14 protein-coding genes, 2 tRNA genes and 1 pseudogene are annotated in these 15,465 nt (G+C 57.5%); 9 read left to right on the forward strand and 8 right to left on the reverse strand.

What is annotated here, in order from left to right:
• The first annotated feature begins 24 nt into the window (after positions 1 to 24).
• Together AAAC48_RS01655 and AAAC48_RS01660 are read left to right on the forward strand one after the other, a co-directional pair.
• On the forward strand, positions 25 to 1,266 hold the full coding sequence (locus AAAC48_RS01655; protein WP_340652503.1) for a cysteine desulfurase: 1,242 nt from the start codon (positions 25 to 27) through the stop codon (positions 1,264 to 1,266).
• Between the two features lie 5 nt (positions 1,267 to 1,271).
• Positions 1,272 to 1,688: an SUF system Fe-S cluster assembly protein gene (locus tag AAAC48_RS01660; protein WP_340652504.1), complete on the forward strand. Its 417-nt coding sequence runs from the start codon at positions 1,272 to 1,274 to the stop codon at positions 1,686 to 1,688.
• 1 nt (position 1,689) lies between these two features.
• Here AAAC48_RS01660 and AAAC48_RS01665 read toward each other — a convergent pair whose 3' ends face one another.
• On the reverse strand, positions 1,690 to 2,265 hold the full coding sequence (locus AAAC48_RS01665) for a hypothetical protein (protein WP_340652505.1): 576 nt from the start codon (positions 2,263 to 2,265) through the stop codon (positions 1,690 to 1,692).
• A 126-nt stretch (positions 2,266 to 2,391) separates the two neighbouring features.
• Between AAAC48_RS01665 and sufA the strand changes: the two genes are divergently transcribed.
• Together sufA and AAAC48_RS01675 are read left to right on the forward strand one after the other, a co-directional pair.
• Positions 2,392 to 2,766: a Fe-S cluster assembly scaffold SufA gene (sufA, locus tag AAAC48_RS01670; RefSeq protein WP_340652506.1), complete on the forward strand. Its 375-nt coding sequence runs from the start codon at positions 2,392 to 2,394 to the stop codon at positions 2,764 to 2,766.
• 75 nt (positions 2,767 to 2,841) lie between these two features.
• Entirely contained in the window at positions 2,842 to 3,162 is a 321-nt protein-coding gene (locus tag AAAC48_RS01675) for a TfoX/Sxy family protein (protein ID WP_340652507.1), read from the forward strand.
• A 2-nt stretch (positions 3,163 to 3,164) separates the two neighbouring features.
• Here AAAC48_RS01675 and AAAC48_RS01680 read toward each other — a convergent pair whose 3' ends face one another.
• The 3 genes from AAAC48_RS01680 to AAAC48_RS01690 all read right to left on the reverse strand — a co-directional run bounded on the left by AAAC48_RS01680 (position 3,165) and on the right by AAAC48_RS01690 (position 6,047).
• Entirely contained in the window at positions 3,165 to 3,572 is a 408-nt protein-coding gene (locus AAAC48_RS01680; protein ID WP_340652508.1) for an NUDIX domain-containing protein, read from the reverse strand.
• 9 nt (positions 3,573 to 3,581) lie between these two features.
• Positions 3,582 to 5,087 carry a DEAD/DEAH box helicase gene (locus AAAC48_RS01685; protein WP_340652509.1) on the reverse strand — a complete coding sequence of 502 codons (1,506 nt, stop codon included), beginning with the start codon at positions 5,085 to 5,087 and terminating at the stop codon, positions 3,582 to 3,584.
• A 186-nt stretch (positions 5,088 to 5,273) separates the two neighbouring features.
• Positions 5,274 to 6,047 (reverse strand): NAD kinase, encoded by a 774-nt coding sequence (locus tag AAAC48_RS01690; protein WP_340652510.1) that lies wholly within the window; start codon positions 6,045 to 6,047, stop codon positions 5,274 to 5,276.
• A gap of 154 nt (positions 6,048 to 6,201) precedes the next feature.
• On the opposite strand from AAAC48_RS01690, the gene AAAC48_RS01695 reads away from it, so the two are divergent.
• Positions 6,202 to 6,277: transfer RNA gene (locus AAAC48_RS01695), tRNA-Thr, on the forward strand.
• A 756-nt stretch (positions 6,278 to 7,033) separates the two neighbouring features.
• Here the strand turns inward: AAAC48_RS01695 and AAAC48_RS01700 are convergent.
• The 3 genes from AAAC48_RS01700 to AAAC48_RS01710 form a co-directional block, all read right to left on the reverse strand.
• Positions 7,034 to 7,183 (reverse strand): hypothetical protein, encoded by a 150-nt coding sequence (locus tag AAAC48_RS01700; RefSeq protein WP_340652511.1) that lies wholly within the window; start codon positions 7,181 to 7,183, stop codon positions 7,034 to 7,036.
• Between the two features lie 451 nt (positions 7,184 to 7,634).
• Positions 7,635 to 9,719 (reverse strand): DNA topoisomerase IV subunit B, encoded by a 2,085-nt coding sequence (gene parE, locus AAAC48_RS01705; RefSeq protein WP_340652512.1) that lies wholly within the window; start codon positions 9,717 to 9,719, stop codon positions 7,635 to 7,637.
• A gap of 130 nt (positions 9,720 to 9,849) precedes the next feature.
• Positions 9,850 to 10,230, reverse strand: a complete 381-nt coding sequence (locus AAAC48_RS01710) for a helix-turn-helix transcriptional regulator (protein WP_340652513.1) — start codon at positions 10,228 to 10,230, stop codon at positions 9,850 to 9,852.
• A 181-nt stretch (positions 10,231 to 10,411) separates the two neighbouring features.
• Between AAAC48_RS01710 and AAAC48_RS01715 the strand changes: the two genes are divergently transcribed.
• Together AAAC48_RS01715 and AAAC48_RS01720 are read left to right on the forward strand one after the other, a co-directional pair.
• Positions 10,412 to 11,374 carry a DMT family transporter gene (locus AAAC48_RS01715; protein ID WP_340652514.1) on the forward strand — a complete coding sequence of 321 codons (963 nt, stop codon included), beginning with the start codon at positions 10,412 to 10,414 and terminating at the stop codon, positions 11,372 to 11,374.
• Positions 11,375 to 11,405: 31 nt separating this feature from the next.
• Positions 11,406 to 13,418, forward strand: coding sequence for an acetyl/propionyl/methylcrotonyl-CoA carboxylase subunit alpha (locus AAAC48_RS01720; RefSeq protein WP_340652515.1), 2,013 nt, complete (start codon positions 11,406 to 11,408; stop codon positions 13,416 to 13,418).
• Here AAAC48_RS01720 and lipB read toward each other — a convergent pair.
• Positions 13,411 to 14,133: a lipoyl(octanoyl) transferase LipB gene (lipB, locus tag AAAC48_RS01725; RefSeq protein ID WP_340652516.1), complete on the reverse strand. Its 723-nt coding sequence runs from the start codon at positions 14,131 to 14,133 to the stop codon at positions 13,411 to 13,413. The two genes, AAAC48_RS01720 and lipB, sit on opposite strands and share 8 nt — an antisense overlap.
• Before the next feature lie 263 nt (positions 14,134 to 14,396).
• Here lipB and AAAC48_RS01730 point away from each other — a divergent pair.
• Both AAAC48_RS01730 and AAAC48_RS01735 read left to right on the forward strand, forming a co-directional pair.
• Positions 14,397 to 14,481: transfer RNA gene (locus AAAC48_RS01730), tRNA-Leu, on the forward strand.
• Between the two features lie 227 nt (positions 14,482 to 14,708).
• Positions 14,709 to 15,465, forward strand: a pseudogene (locus tag AAAC48_RS01735) (N-methylproline demethylase); the annotation flags it as partial.

Consider the following 15,465-nt stretch of genomic DNA (forward strand, 5'->3'; position numbering starts at 1 on the left):
AGGCCAAATCATAAGCAGGGCAATATGGATACGAAGATCATTCAGAGCAGCTATGATGTAGAGGCTATCCGCCGCGATTTCCCCATCCTGTCGCGTGAAGTCTACGGCAAGCCGCTGGTCTATCTCGACAATGGCGCTTCGGCCCAGAAGCCGCAGGCCGTCATCGACATGATCACGCATACCTATTCGAATGAATATGCAAATGTGCATCGCGGCCTGCATTTCCTGTCGAACGCAACGACCGATGCCTATGAAAAGGCTCGTGAAAACGTTCGACGCTTCCTGAATGCCGCGTCGGTCGACGAGATCGTTTTCACGAAATCCGCGACCGAAGCGATCAACACGGTCGCCTATGGCTATGGCATGCCGAATATCGGCGAGGGTGACGAGATCGTACTTTCGATCATGGAGCACCATTCGAACATCGTGCCGTGGCATTTCATCCGCGAACGTCAGGGTGCCAAGCTCGTCTGGGTACCTGTGGACGATCAGGGCACATTCCATATTGACGAATTCGAGAGCCGGTTAACAGACCGTACCAAGCTCGTCGCCATCACCCATATGTCGAACGTCCTTGGCACGGTGACACCGATCAAGGAGATCGTCCGCATCGCCCACGCGCGCGGCATTCCGGTTCTGGTCGATGGCAGCCAGGGCGCGGTGCACCTGCCGGTGGATGTGCAGGATCTCGGCTGCGACTGGTATATTTTCACCGGCCACAAGATTTATGGTCCATCGGGCATTGGCGTGCTCTATGGGCGCAAGAACATGCTCGAAGCGATGCGACCCTTCCAGGGTGGTGGCGAGATGATCGAAGAGGTGACGGAGGATATCGTCACCTACAATCATCCGCCACACCGCTTCGAAGCCGGAACACCGCCGATCGCCCAGGCGATCGGCCTTGGCGCAGCGATCGAATATGTCGAAAAGATTGGCCGGGCCGCTATTCTCGCGCATGAGGAAGATCTGCGCGATTATGCGCATGATCGGCTGCGCCAGATCAACTCCTTGCGCATTTTTGGCGATGCCAAGGGCAAGGGCGCGATCATTTCGTTCGAACTCGAAGGCATTCACGCCCACGACGTGTCGATGGTGATCGACCGCGCCGGCGTTGCCGTTCGGGCAGGGACACATTGCGCTCAACCACTTTTGAGGCGATTTGGTGTCACTTCGACATGCCGCGCCTCATTTGCGATGTATAATACGAGAGACGAGATCGATGCTCTCGCCGATGCGCTGGAAAAGGCGCGGAAATTCTTTGGGTGATGACGATGACCGACAAAGTCGAGATACTGGAAAAAGTAGTAGCCCCCGTCGCTGATGCTCGCCCGGCACACACCGGCGTCGGCACTGCTTCCGTATCTGCCATTCCCGCCGAAGAACTGGCGCGTATGACAGATGACGTTATCGCTGCGTTGAAGACGGTCTATGACCCGGAAATTCCCGCTGATATCTATGAACTTGGTCTCGTTTACAAGATCGATATCGAGGATGACCGTTCAGTGAAGATCGAGATGACGCTGACGGCGCCGGGGTGCCCGGTTGCAGGCGAAATGCCAGGCTGGGTGCAGGATGCCGTTGGCGCGGTGGAAGGCGTCAGCTTTGTCGATGTCATCATGACATTCGACCCGCCCTGGACCCCGGACCGGATGTCGGAAGAGGCCCAGGTCGCCGTCGGCTGGTATTAGCCTAGGGCGCCTCGCAGCCATCCGGGACGCTTTCCTCGAATGGCTTTTCCGATTTCTGCAAAGTGCCGTCGATTATCGACAGTGGCACGTAGGGGACCCCCTGAATGGCAGGGTCGGCGAGCCTTAGCCGATAGCAGCCATGGTAGACAGTGACTGTTCCGTCCTTGGCCGCGGATTTGATGGCCACTGGCTTGCTCCAATAGGCCGAGCCAGCGGCGCCTTCGCCCTCGGCCTTGCCGAAGAGAACCTCTACAGAGGCGGTGTTCTCATAGCCGGCCTGGAACTGGGGGAAGGGCTGCGGCTGATTTTCCTGCGCGTAGTAGCTATAGGCGCGGGCATATTCTCCCCGGTTAATCGCGTTGTAATAGGATTTGATCAGTGTTTCCGGCGTGCTGCGATTGTCGAGATATTCCGGTGGTGTCTGGGTTGCAGCCGATTCGGCTGGCGCAGGCTTTTCGGTGGGAGCAGGTTCTGTTGCCTTTGGCTGTTCCGGCTGCTTTGATTCCTGGGCGAGAACAGGCGCCAGATTGAGCGCCAGCGAGGCGATGCTACAAAGAACAAGATGGCGATAATGCATGATTTCAGCCTTCTGCCTTGGTGTTTATCAATCAGGACCAGTTTGAACACTTGCAGTGATGGTTGTGTAACACTAACTATGATACTTGAGTGATCGTTCCGCGATCTCGAAGATGAGAGATGAGAAATGGGTCGTTTTTCTGTCATGACGTTGACTGACGCCGCCGCACGTCGCGTAAGCGAAATCGTGGCGACGCGCGAGAATGCGCTCGGCATTCGCGTCGGCATCAAGAAAGGCGGCTGCGCGGGCATGGAATACATGATCGATCTCGTGACCGAAGCGAAAGCTGGCGATGATGTCGTCGAAAAGGACGGCTCGAAGGTTTTTGTCGCGCCGGAAGCGGTTCTTTATCTCCTCGGTACCGAGATGGATTTTGAGGTGACGACGCTGCGTACGGGCTTCGTCTTCAACAATCCCAACCAGACCTCGGCCTGTGGCTGCGGCGAGTCGGTTGAACTCTCGCCAGCCAAACCCGAAGCATTGGCCTCCGCCGCTTCCTGATTTCCCGCATTTTCTAAACTTTGCGCACGACCATTTAGGAGGTGACGTGTCTCCTTGTGCCTGCAATAGTCGGGCATGGACAATGATGCGATTCAGGATCTGTTTTCAGGGCTTGGCCCGGTCACCATCAAACGCATGTTTGGCGGCAAGGCGATATATTTCCAAGGACTGATTGTCGCGCTCGAAGTGCAAAATGAGATTCTCCTGAAGGCCGACGAGGTCTCGGCGCCCGCTTTCGAAGCTGCCGGCTCGAGACAATGGCGCTATGAGCGCAAATCGAGAAAACCCGTTGATATGCCGTACTGGTCGATTCCCGATGATGCTTTCGACGATCCTGACATCATGACTGAATGGGCCAAACTGGCCCACGAGGCGTCATTGCGGCGGACAAAGTAATGTCACGCCAGCCCGCGTTGCCGGATGAGATCGATCGCGTGAAGTGTTGGCATGGTCACTTGTTCTGGTAGATCGTCGAGCGGGAACCAGTCGATGCCGCCGTGCTTGTCCGGTTCGAGCAGTTGCATCTCACCGGAATAGGTCTGTGCCAGAAATAGCACACCCAGCCAGTGCTGCTGCTCGTCGTGGAAGAGTTGCTCGCTGAGCCCGAGAAGGGCGATGGATCCAGCTTGCAGGCCGGTTTCCTCAAAGGCTTCGCGGCGGATGGCCTGTTCGGCCGTTTCGAGGAAATCCACCTTTCCACCAGGAATGCCCCAGGCACCGGCCTCAGGGCTTTTTTTCCGTTGTAACAAGAGGATATGGGCGTCTCTTAAGAACACGATACCGCATCCGACGCCCGGTGATTGCATAAGAATGCCTCAGATCTTGGTGTCGATCAGCATGAAAGCCGGAATATCGTCACCGAAACCAACGGGTGCCGAACCCATGTCGTCGCGGTCGCGGCGATGATCGTGGCGCTGCTCGGAATGCGGGACGCGTGCGCGACGCTGTTCATTTTCAGCCTTGATCGCAGCCTTATGCGGCTTTTCTGCCGTACGCAAGACCGGCTGTTCGTCTGCAGTCTGCGTTGCGGCTTCCTTGGCCTTTTCGGCCGCCGCGATGATGTCGATTTCCGACTGCGGGCGCTCGCGTTCGCGGCCCTCATTGCGTGGCCTGCGCTTCGGTTCCGCCTTGCTCCGGCCGCGGCCCCGGCGTGGTGCCTCATCTGGCTCGGTCGAGACGGGCAGGGTGGACAGGTCGCCGTCGTGCCAGCTGATATCCTCGCCAATCAGTTTTTCGATTGCCGACAGATGTTTGGTATCGGCCGGCGTTACCAGCGTGAAAGCCTTGCCCGAACGTCCGGCACGGCCGGTACGGCCGATACGGTGGACGTAATCCTCCGAGTGGATCGGTACGTCGAAATTGAACACATGGCTGACGTCGGGGATATCGAGGCCGCGTGCCGCCACATCGGAGGCAACGAGGAGCTTGAGCTTGCCGTCCTTGAAGTTCGCCAGCATCGTGGTGCGGGCGCGCTGATCCATGTCGCCGTGCAAGGCACCGGCATCGAACTCATGCTTCGCGAGCGAGCGGAAGAGCTCTGACACATCCTTCTTGCGGTTGCAGAAGATGATCGCGTTCTTCAGCCCTTCATCCTCGGCGCGGATCAGGTCGCGCAGCACGGCGCGTTTTTCCCAATCCTTCTTGCCGGATTTGACCAGCTTCTGTTCGACCGTCTTCGCCGTGGTTGCCGCCTTGGCAACTTCGATTCGGACGGGCGAGTGCAGGAACTGTTCGGTCAGCTTGGTGATTTCCGGCGGCATGGTCGCGGAGAAAAACAGCGTCTGGCGTGTGAACGGGATGAGCTTGCAGATGCGTTCGATATCCGGAATGAAGCCCATGTCAAGCATGCGGTCGGCCTCGTCGATGACGAGAATGTCGACAGCGCTCAACAGGAGCTTCCCGCGCTCGAAATGGTCGAGAAGGCGGCCAGGCGTTGCGATCAGCACGTCTGCGCCGCGCTCGAGCTTGCGCAGCTGATCGTCGAAGGACACGCCGCCGATCAGCAGAGCGACATTCAGGCGGTGGTTCTTGCCGTATTTGGTGAAATTCTCCTCGACCTGCGCTGCGAGTTCGCGCGTCGGTTCAAGGATGAGGGTGCGTGGCATGCGGGCGCGAGCGCGGCCTTGCTCAAGCAGCGTGAGCATGGGCAATACGAAAGAGGCGGTCTTGCCTGTTCCGGTCTGCGCGATGCCAAGGACATCCTTGCGTTGCAGCGCATGCGGGATGGCACCAGCCTGGATCGGTGTTGGAATTGTGTATCCTGCTGCTTCTACAGCATTGAGCACTTTCGTTGAAAGGCCCAGATCGGCAAAGGTGGTCAAAGGAGGTTTAACTTTCTATCTGCAGTCGGTACCGTGCTGTCCGTCATCAGCCAAAAGCATCAGGCGCTCGAATTGCACAGCGTTTTGCTGCAATGGCGTTACGGCGCGTGGCAGCAAAAGTCAACTCTCAGCTGAGGTCACATTTAAGAGTTTGTTACAATTGGGCGCCATTTTATTCTAATGTTGTCAATAAAGGAACTGTTCCTTGAGAATTCGTTCGTTCCACGAATGGTTCTTGTCAAACAGAATGGTTGCCCGCAAATGAGATGCTTCCTCGACAGTCACGGATAGAACAGATTTTACTTCCGTGTGGTCGGCGACGGCGTTGACCGGGCGCTTCTCCGGTTCGAGTATATCGAAGCGTACCGTCACCCTGTTGGGCAGGAGCGCACCGCGCCAGCGCCGGGGGCGAAAGGCGGAGACCGGGGTGAGGGCGAGCAACCGTGCATCAAGCGGGATGATCGGCCCCTGCGCGGAGAGGTTGTAGGCCGTGGATCCAGCGGGCGTTGCCACCATGACACCGTCGCAGATCAATTCTTCCAGCCGCACCTGATCATCGACCGTAATCCTGATCTTCGCCGCCTGATACGACTGGCGCAGTAGCGATACTTCATTGAGCGCAAACGCCGTGAACGTGCCGTCTTCAACCGACTCCGTCACCATCTTCAATGGCCGGATCGTCTCGGCATGCGCGGCTTCCACGCGCTCCTTCAACCCGATATCGCTGTACTCATTCATCAGGAAGCCGACAGATCCGCGGTTCATCCCGTAGATCATCTTGCCCTGGTTCATATAATTCTGCAGCGTCTGCAGCATAAAGCCGTCGCCACCCAGCGCAACGATTACATCGGCGTCCCTGGCCCCGGTCTGGCCGTAAATCCTGGCCAGATCATGCATTGCCTCGTCGGAGTCCGGCGTGCCGGAGGAAAGAAAAGCAAACGTTTCGATTTTCCGGTTCATAGCTGCCTGCATGCGCAAATGACTGAGGATGTATCGCCTAGCACGCCGCGACCGATCTGGCAAAACGCCCGGTGATCAAAAAAAATGTGAAATTATCGCGCGGCGCTGTTTTTTCGTTTTACTGATCGGAGGTTTGTGCTAATCGGACGCCGCTGCCCTTGTAGCTCAGTTGGTAGAGCATCTGATTTGTAATCAGAGGGTCGGGAGTTCGAGTCTCTCCGGGGGCACCATTTTTTCAGTTCTTTTCAGCAGCTTAGCCCAGGTCATGCGATCTGGCCATTAGGCAGGTCGCATTTTTGCGCCCAATCCTGTCGCGAAACCATCCACGTGTAAGGTCATTACACTCCATCGCCTATGATTGAATCGAACCAATTATCCGGCAATTAGCTAATGGCCAGATGCTGGCCCGACCTTAGGGACGAAACCTGGTGTGGGGATACATCGTCTTCATTTAGCACCAACGTCACGAGTTATGCAGAGCTTTGATCAGCGAGTAGCCGCCAAAAAGAGGAGGAGTTGAAACGTTAGGTGGGGAAACCGCGGCGTCTCTTACTCCTCCTTAGATCTGGCCGCCGGGTATTTGGGGGGCTGTATGGCGGTCAGACCAATACAATACAGCTTCCGGAGTGATGGGGCGGTGACGCTTGTGTGCGAGCACTTGAAAGCGCCGGTGGGCGACGCATTGAGTGCCGCCGGAGTTGCTTACGCTGCGTACGGAATATGAGCCAGATAAGGGGAACCTAGCTTGGTTGATTGCGGTTATTTCCGCACGTTGCCAATGCTGACAAGATAAAGCAGCCCATAGGTCATCGCGAAGGATGCCAGGCAGGGTAGCAGGTAATCAATCATTGTGCTCATCATGCCCTAACTATAATTGGCGACGGAATGTTCCGATTTGGTTATAGCATAAATGCAAAAGGTTTGATTTCTATTTACGCCATCCAGGATTCGCATACATATGCCGCGGGTAATCGTCTTTGGAACCTCTAGTCTGGGTCTGCCCAACCCAGCGGTTCGTCCCGCCATTCGGGCAGTGCCTCTGCGATTGCCCGCCAAAGAACGTCGCTTCTCGCCGGCTGCGGACCATAGTCATCGATAAAGTAGCCAAACACATACTCTGCTTTGCCCTTCTTCATGCCCCCGAAATATACGGTTGGCGGGGGCCAGCTCCAGCACGGGCATGCGTGTTCTTGATCACCTTGTGTATCAACTCGGTTACGACTGGCGGATCCATGCCTGGGTCAAGCCGGATGACTTCAACGATCTAAATACCGCGTCCGCGCGTTGAGGAGAAATTCTCGACTCTTCTGCTCGCCACCGGCCTCCCCTCCGGGTCTCCCTCACCCCATAACATTGCCGCAATCCTACACCATTTTGAGGTGCAATTAAAGTAGAAGGTAAGAAATAGTGCTTATGCTTGAATAAATAAGTACTATTCGGCTGGTGATGCCCAATTGTATAGTAACGCAACATGCTGGTCTGTTGTGCAGGGTTACTTGAAGAGCTGCCACATTGCGTGGCAAATTGCATTCAATGTTGATTTTATCGAAGCACCGGGTGGCTTTGCCACGCCCGCTTTCGCGTGTCCTAAATATCCAGCTCTTCCACGAACGCCGCGCGATCCTGAATGAACCGGAAGCGGGCGTCGGGCCGGGTGCCCATAAGGTCATCCACGGCCAACTTGGTCTCGTTTGCCCATTCCTCATCGATCTGCACGCGCAGCAGAGTCCGCTTCTTGCGGTCCATCGTCGTTTCCTTGAGTTGGTCGGCGCGCATCTCGCCGAGACCCTTGAACCGGCCGATTTCGATCTTGCCCTTGCCAGTGAACATCGTCTTGAGAAGCTCATCCTTGTGTGCGTCGTCGCGGGCATAGGCGACCTTGCCGCCTTGGGCGATGCGATAGAGCGGCGGCACGCCTAGAAATAGATGCCCGTTGCGAATGAGATCCGGCATCTCCTGGTAGAAGAAGGTGATCAATAGAGAGGCTATATGCGCGCCATCCACGTCCGCGTCAGTCATGATAATGACGCGGTCATAGCGCAGATCCTCGTCGCGGTATTTCGAGCGGGTGCCGCAGCCAAGCGCCTGAATCAGATCGCCGATCTGCTGGTTGGCGGTCATCTTCTCGCGTCCAGCGCTGACCACATTCAAAATCTTGCCACGCAGCGGCAGCACGGCCTGTGTCGCGCGGTCACGCGCCTGCTTGGCGGAGCCACCAGCGCTGTCACCTTCGACGATGAAGAGTTCTGCACCCAATGCGCCCGACTGGCTGCAATCGGCCAGCTTTCCGGGCAGGCGCAATTTCTTCACCGCGGATTTGCGGTTGACCTCTTTTTCCTGGCGGCGCTTAACGCGTTCCTCGGCGCGGTCAACCACCCAATCGAGCAGTTTTGACGCTTCCTGGGGAGAGGCGGCGAGCCAATGGTCGAATGGATCGCGAATGGCATTTTCAACGATGCGCTGCGCTTCGACGGTAGCAAGCTTGTCCTTGGTCTGGCCGACAAATTCCGGTTCGCGAATGAAGACGGAAAGCATGGCCGCTGACGAGATCATCACGTCATCGGTGGTGATGATCGAGGCGCGCTTGTTACCAGTGAGCTCCGCATACGCCTTTAAGCCGCGGGTGAGGGCGATGCGCAGGCCGGCTTCGTGCGTGCCGCCTTCACCGGTCGGGATGGTATTGCAGTAGGAGTGGACGAAGCCATCGCCGCCATGCCAGGCAACGGCCCATTCCAGCGAGCCGTGGCCACCGGATTTTTCGGTCTTCCCGGCGAACATTTCGCGTGTGACCTGGAACTCCTTGCCGAGTGAGGCCGCGAGATAATCCTTGAGACCGCCGGGGAAATGGAACACGGCCTTGTCGGGCGTCGGGTCCTTAGGGTCGAGAAGGGACGGAGCGCAGCTCCAGCGAATCTCAACGCCGCCGAACAAATAGGCCTTGGACCGTGCCATCTTGTAGAGACGTGCCGGGTCGAACTTCGCCGCGTGCCCGAAGATCTCCGCGTCAGGATGGAATGTCACCCGCGTGCCGCGGCGGTTTTGTACCTCGCCGACCTCCTCCAGTGGTCCGAGCGCCTTGCCACGCGAGAAACGCTGGCGATAAAGCCGCCGGTTACGCGCGACTTCGACTTCAAGATGGTCGGAGAGGGCGTTTACGACGGAAATACCGACGCCGTGCAGACCACCGGACGTCTCATAGACCTTGGAGTCAAACTTGCCGCCAGCGTGAAGCGTCGTCATGATCACTTCGAGGGCAGATTTGTCCTTGAACTTCGGATGCGGATCGACCGGAATGCCGCGGCCATTATCCGTTACAGACAGATAGCCGTTTTCGTCGAGTTCGATATCGATAAAATTGGCGTGTCCGGCAACGGCCTCGTCCATGGAGTTGTCGATGACTTCGGCGAAGAGATGATGCAGGGCGCGTTCATCGGTACCGCCAATATACATGCCCGGCCGACGGCGAACGGGCTCCAGTCCTTCAAGAACCTCGATATCGGCTGCGCTGTAACTATCGCTTGTCGCGGAACGGGGGGGCGCCTTTACCGCAGGTGATGGAACAGTCCTCACAGGCGTAGCCGGCACGGACTCTGGCCGCGTCTGCTCTACAGCCGCCTGACGTTCGCGGGCAGTTTTCACTATCCTCGAAAAGAGGTCGTTGTTATCATCCATGGTCTTGTTCGGCCAATATCAATTAAATTCGAATCACGTCCGATCTTTGCACGCTTCACTCTGAAACGCGATGGGAGTTCGTGATATGTTCCGGTCTCCATCGCAGAACTATGCGATGAATCCCCATGTTTCAAGCGGCTTTAAGGTGCGCGATCACGTTTTCCAATTGCTCGATACGCTCACCAAGCTGTTCATGTTGTTCCTTAAGGGTCTGAATCTCCGCTCCCAGAGCCAAGGCATTTTCGCCAGTGCTGCTCTCGACAGGGGACTGCCCCACGCCATGCATGAGCCAGGTTGGCGTAACGCCGAGAAATCCTGCAAGCATGACCAGCCTGTTGGCGCGGGGTTCTGATCGATCCGACTCCCAGGCCGCAATGGTCTGCGGCTTGACACCAATCCGCCCGGCGACCTCGCTGACACTCATTGATTTGGCATCGCGGGCGCGCGACAGCCGTCCGCCCAGCGTATCCATGTCGGGGGCTTCGGTCATGATATTGGCGTGAAGGGCCATTCTATTCTCCAATTTCTTCCTATTTTGGGGATTTTTGCGAACCCTTTGCATCATCCGTGGGCCAAAAAGTCAAATTTGCTCATAAAGCCGTACTTTTGCGCGCGCATCGAGATTGCATTTATTGGCAGAGCCGATATGCCAGCAAGTCCTGCCAGCCGCTTCATCCAGAAAGGTCATCGCCATGGAAAACACAACCTCACAACAGTTGAGGGGCGTTTCGACAATGGCCGCTGCCATGTTCTTTCTGCCGATGATGGACGCGATCGCCAAGTGGCTTTCGACAGCGGACAGCCTGCCTCCGGCCACCGTGACACTCTCTCGGTTTGTGGTTCAGACGATCCTGACTCTGCTCATCGTGCTTGCGCTGACCGGCGTCAAATCGCTGAAACCAGCCAAGCTCTGGGGTAATCTGTTTCGCGGCTTCTTGATGGGGATTGGCAGCCTGTGTTTCTTTGCGGCGGTCAAATATATGCCACTCGCCGACGCCATGGCGGTCTTCTTCGTCGAGCCGCTGATGCTGACGCTGCTTTCCGCACTGGTCCTGAAGGAGCAGGTGGGGTGGCGCAGGCGCAGCGCCGTCGCGGTGGGTTTCGTCGGCACATTGATCGTCATTCAGCCGAGCTGGGAACTGTTCGGCTGGGTCTCGCTCCTGCCGCTCGGCACGGCAACGCTCTTCGCCATCTATCTGATATTGAACCGCCGCTATGGAGATGCCGACACGCCGCTGGTCATGCAGCTTTATGCAGGTGTAGGCGGCACGATCACCGTGGTGGTTGCGCTTTTTCTTGGCCAGTTATTCGGCGTGAGCGACATGACGCTTGGCGTGCCTTCGGGTGGCCCGTCATGGCTCCTGCTGTTTGCCATCGGCGCTATTGCCACTGGCGGGCATCTCCTGGTCGTTCAGGCTTCGCGGCTGGCACCGGCGTCTTTGCTCGCGCCGTTCCAGTACCTCGAAATCGTCATGGCGGTGATCATCGGGCTTGTCGTCTTCAACGAATTCCCCACAGCATCGAAATGGCTGGGGATTGCGATCATCATTGGTTCCGGTGCCTATGTAGTCTGGCGCGAGGGCAAGAAACGCCGTGCACCAGAACCAGCGTTCAACCAACAAGAAGCAGTTGAGCAATATAGCGATTGGCAATAGAAACAAGGACGTATCGGCGGGAGGTCCATAAGTGTTCAAGAAAATCCTGATTGCCAACCGTGGCGAAATTGCCTGCCGCGTTATCAAGACCGCGCGCAAGATGGGGATTGCCACGGTCGCGGTCTATTCGGACGTGGATCGCGACGCGGTTCACGTGGAGATGGCCGACGAGGCTGTGCACATCGGTCCTGCTGCTGCTTCCGAAAGCTATCTCCTTGCAGACAAGATCATTGCGGCGTGCAAGCAAACTGGCGCGGAAGCCGTTCACCCCGGTTACGGATTTCTGTCCGAACGCGCCTCCTTCTGCGAAACGCTGGAAAAGCAGGGCATAATTTTCATCGGCCCGAAGCCCAAGGCCATCATCGCCATGGGCGACAAGATCGAATCGAAGAAATTCGCCAACGAAGCCCGTGTGAATACCGTTCCGGGTTTTCTCGACATCATCACCGATGCCGCCCATGCAGAGAAGATAGCCGGCGAGATCGGCTATCCAGTGATGATCAAGGCTTCCGCCGGCGGCGGCGGAAAGGGGATGCGTATTGCCTGGAGCAAGTCGGAAGTGCGCGACGGTTTCGAGCGCGCTACCTCGGAAGCGCGCAATTCCTTTGGCGATGACCGGGTTTTCATCGAGAAGTTCGTCGTAGATCCGCGCCACATCGAAATCCAGGTTCTTGCCGACGCCCTTGGCAACTGCATCTATCTAGGCGAGCGTGAGTGTTCGGTGCAGCGTCGCAACCAGAAGGTTGTCGAAGAAGCGCCGTCGCCGTTCCTCGACGAGAAGACGCGCAGGGCCATGGGCGAGCAGGCCGTCGCTCTTGCCAACGCGGTCGACTATCAGAGCGCCGGGACTGTGGAGTTCATCGTCGACAAGGATCGCAACTTCTATTTCCTCGAAATGAATACGCGCCTTCAGGTCGAGCATCCGGTGACGGAGCTGATTACCGGCATCGATCTGGTTGAGCAGATGATCCGTATTGCCGCCGGTGAGAAGCTGGCAATCAAGCAGACGGATGTAAGGCTCAATGGCTGGGCGGTCGAGAGCCGCCTCTACGCCGAGGATCCATATCGCAACTTCCTGCCGTCAATAGGGCGGCTGACGCGTTATCGCCCGCCAGCCGAGGGGCCTGTCGGCAAGGCCATCATTCGCAACGATACCGGCGTGACGGAAGGCTCGGAAATCTCGATGTTCTACGATCCGATGGTCGCCAAGCTCTGTACCTGGGCGCCGACACGGCTCGAAGCCATCGACGCCATGGCGGATGCGCTGGATACGTTCGTCGTCGATGGCATCGAACACAATATTCCGTTCCTTGCCGCGCTCATGCAGCATCCGCGCTGGCGGGAAGGGCGGCTATCGACAGCTTTCATCGCCGAAGAGTTCCCGGAAGGGTTCAAGGCCATCTCACCAACGCCGGCTGACCGCGATATTCTTGCGGCCATCGCGCTCGCCGTGGAACTGGTGCGCAAGGAACGGCTCGATCGCCTTAGCGACCGACTGCGCCCGCATTCGGGCAAAATCCGGGCTGAGTGGGAAGTGCGGATCGGCGACGACTATGTGCCGGTCACCATTCGCAAGAGCGCGGCCAAGCCGGCGGTGAAGATCGAGCTTTCGCTGCACGGCGGCGATGTGATCACGATCCGCAGCGACTGGCAGCCTGGCGATGCGGTTTGGGACGGCTATGTGGATGAGCGAGCAATTAAGGCGCAGCTGCGCCCGGTGCTCAACGGAATGCGCATCGACTGGAAGGGCATGTCGGTTATCGGACACGCCATGCAAAAGCACGTGGCTGCGCTTGAAAAGTTGATGCCGGCGAAACTACCGCCGGATACGTCGAAGATGCTGCTGTGCCCGATGCCCGGCCTGATCGTCTCCATCAACGTGACAGAAGGCCAGGAAGTGAAGGCTGGCGAGATCCTGGCGATCGTCGAGGCGATGAAGATGGAGAACGTGCTGCGCGCCGACCGCGATTTAACCGTCTCAGTGATCAACGCAAAGCAAGGCGACAGCCTCGCCGTTGACGCAGTGATCATGGAGTTTAATTAGCTCTCTTAACCGCTCCGAACACGTCTTGGAAGGATTGCAGCATAGCCCGGTCGAGATCGTGCATGTCGACTGGCAGGCCGAGATCGACAAGACTGGTGACACCATGGCCGCGCACGCCGCAGGGCACGATGCCGTCGAAATGTGTGAGTTCCGGTTCGACATTGATCGAGATGCCGTGGAAGCTGACCCATTTGCGCAGGCGAATACCTATCGCAGCGATCTTGTCTTCTGCCGGTGAACCGTCGGGCAGGGCAGGCCGCTCCGGCCGCATCACCCAGACGCCGACGCGGTCCTCGCGTCGCTCGCCTTTCACATTAAAGGAAGCGAGGGTGGCAATGATCCACTGTTCCAGCGCGGTCACGAAGGCGCGGATATCCTCGCGCCGCCGTTTCAGGTCCAGCATCACATAGGCAACGCGCTGTCCCGGACCATGATAGGTATATTCGCCGCCGCGACCCGTCGCATAGACGGGAAACTGGTCGGCAACGAGCAGATCGGTCGCCTTGGCGCTGGTGCCGGCCGTATAAAGCGGCGGATGTTCGACAAGCCATACGAGCTCGGATGCCGTGCCTTCGCGAATCGCTGCGACACGTTGCTCCATGAAGGCGAGGGCTGAGTCATAATCGGTGAGGCCATCGGCAATCAGCCATTCCACCGGGGACGATTCGTCGTGAGGCAAGAATGCAGGAACGAGATCGTTGCGGTTGGTTCTCATGATATAAATTCAAATCCGGTTGTCATTGCCTGTCTGGCTCCCCCGCGAAACGATGCTCAATGTGCGATTGGCAGCGATTTAAGGGGTTCCCGATGGGTGCGCCGGATATGGACCTTTTGCGGCCAAATTTCCAGTCTGGCGTCGCTTGCAGCAGTTTCTGACAGCTTTGTGAAAAACAATCACGATATATGACGATAGGGCTTGTTTCACTGAAACCTATTTGCTACATGCCGCGAGCCGACACGTTCGGCTTCTACCACAGTGCGGTCGTGGCGGAATTGGTAGACGCGCAGCGTTGAGGTCGCTGTGTCGCAAGACGTGGAAGTTCGAGTCTTCTCGACCGCACCATTCTCTCCCTAATATTGCTATTGCATGTCGCGCATCCCGGTCATGGGGCGGGTTGCGATATATCAGATGGCGACTCCGTGTCAGAATAGGTCGCGGGGAAGAAACTCAATGTGGGTTCCCCGGGTAAGAATCACCCGAAACAAAGGGAATCTGGTTCATTGCCATCACATGACGATCCGCTTCTGCAGCCCTATCAGCTCAAACATCTGCGGCTCAAGAACCGCATCATGTCGACCAGTCATGGGCCGGCCTTTTCCGAAGATGGCATGCCGAAGGAGCGCTACCGGCTCTACCATCCCGAAAAGGCCAAGGGCGGCATAGCGTTAACCATGACCGCGGGCTCCGCGGTTGTTTCGCGTGAGTCGCCGCCGGCATTCGGCAATCTCCATGCCTACAAGGACGAGATCGTGCCGTGGCTGCGCGAACTCGCGGATGATTGCCAAGAGCATGGCGCTCTAATGATCCAGCTGACGCATCTTGGCCGCCGCACCAGCTGGAACAAGGCTGACTGGCTGCCAGTGGTATCTGCGTCGCCAGCGCGCGAACCTGCCCGCCGCGCCTTTCCGAAGGAGGCGGAAGAGTAGGATCTTGAGCGGATCATTGCCGACTACGATTCGGCTGCCCAACGGATGCAGGCGGCGGGGCTTGATGGCATCGAGTTCGAAGCCTATGGCCATCTGATGGACGGTTTCTGGTCGCCCGCGACCAACCACCGTGAGCACGAATATGGGGGGTCGCTCGACAATCGCCTGCGCTTCACCTGGGCAGTGATCGATGCGGTGCGAAAGTCGGTCGGTCCGGATTTCATCGTCGGCATCCACATGGTGGCGGACGAGGATTGGGAGCAGGGGCTGTCGAAGGAAGAGGGCGTCGAGATAGCCCGGCAAATCGCCGCCACCGGCAAGTTCGACTTCCTCAATATCATTCGCTGCCATATTGATACCGAAACAGCGCTGAATGAGGTGATCCCTATCAGGGCATGCG

Origin of the sequence: Phyllobacterium sp., assembly GCF_037994405.1 — a bacterium.
Taxonomy (GTDB): Bacteria; Pseudomonadota; Alphaproteobacteria; order Rhizobiales; family Rhizobiaceae; genus Phyllobacterium.

Bases quoted from the DNA above. Each gene is read 5' to 3' on its own strand.
- AAAC48_RS01655 (WP_340652503.1), top strand. From the start codon at position 25: ATGGATACGAAGATCATTCAGAGCAGCTATGATGTAGAGGCTATCCGC.
- AAAC48_RS01660 (WP_340652504.1), top strand. From the start codon at position 1,272: ATGACCGACAAAGTCGAGATACTGGAAAAAGTAGTAGCCCCCGTCGCT.
- AAAC48_RS01665 (WP_340652505.1), bottom strand. From the start codon at position 2,265: ATGCATTATCGCCATCTTGTTCTTTGTAGCATCGCCTCGCTGGCGCTC.
- sufA (WP_340652506.1), top strand. From the start codon at position 2,392: ATGGGTCGTTTTTCTGTCATGACGTTGACTGACGCCGCCGCACGTCGC.
- AAAC48_RS01675 (WP_340652507.1), top strand. From the start codon at position 2,842: ATGGACAATGATGCGATTCAGGATCTGTTTTCAGGGCTTGGCCCGGTC.
- AAAC48_RS01680 (WP_340652508.1), bottom strand. From the start codon at position 3,572: ATGCAATCACCGGGCGTCGGATGCGGTATCGTGTTCTTAAGAGACGCC.
- AAAC48_RS01690 (WP_340652510.1), bottom strand. From the start codon at position 6,047: ATGAACCGGAAAATCGAAACGTTTGCTTTTCTTTCCTCCGGCACGCCG.
- AAAC48_RS01700 (WP_340652511.1), bottom strand. From the start codon at position 7,183: ATGAAGAAGGGCAAAGCAGAGTATGTGTTTGGCTACTTTATCGATGAC.
- parE (WP_340652512.1), bottom strand. From the start codon at position 9,719: ATGGATGATAACAACGACCTCTTTTCGAGGATAGTGAAAACTGCCCGC.
- AAAC48_RS01710 (WP_340652513.1), bottom strand. From the start codon at position 10,230: ATGGCCCTTCACGCCAATATCATGACCGAAGCCCCCGACATGGATACG.
- AAAC48_RS01715 (WP_340652514.1), top strand. From the start codon at position 10,412: ATGGAAAACACAACCTCACAACAGTTGAGGGGCGTTTCGACAATGGCC.
- lipB (WP_340652516.1), bottom strand. From the start codon at position 14,133: ATGAGAACCAACCGCAACGATCTCGTTCCTGCATTCTTGCCTCACGAC.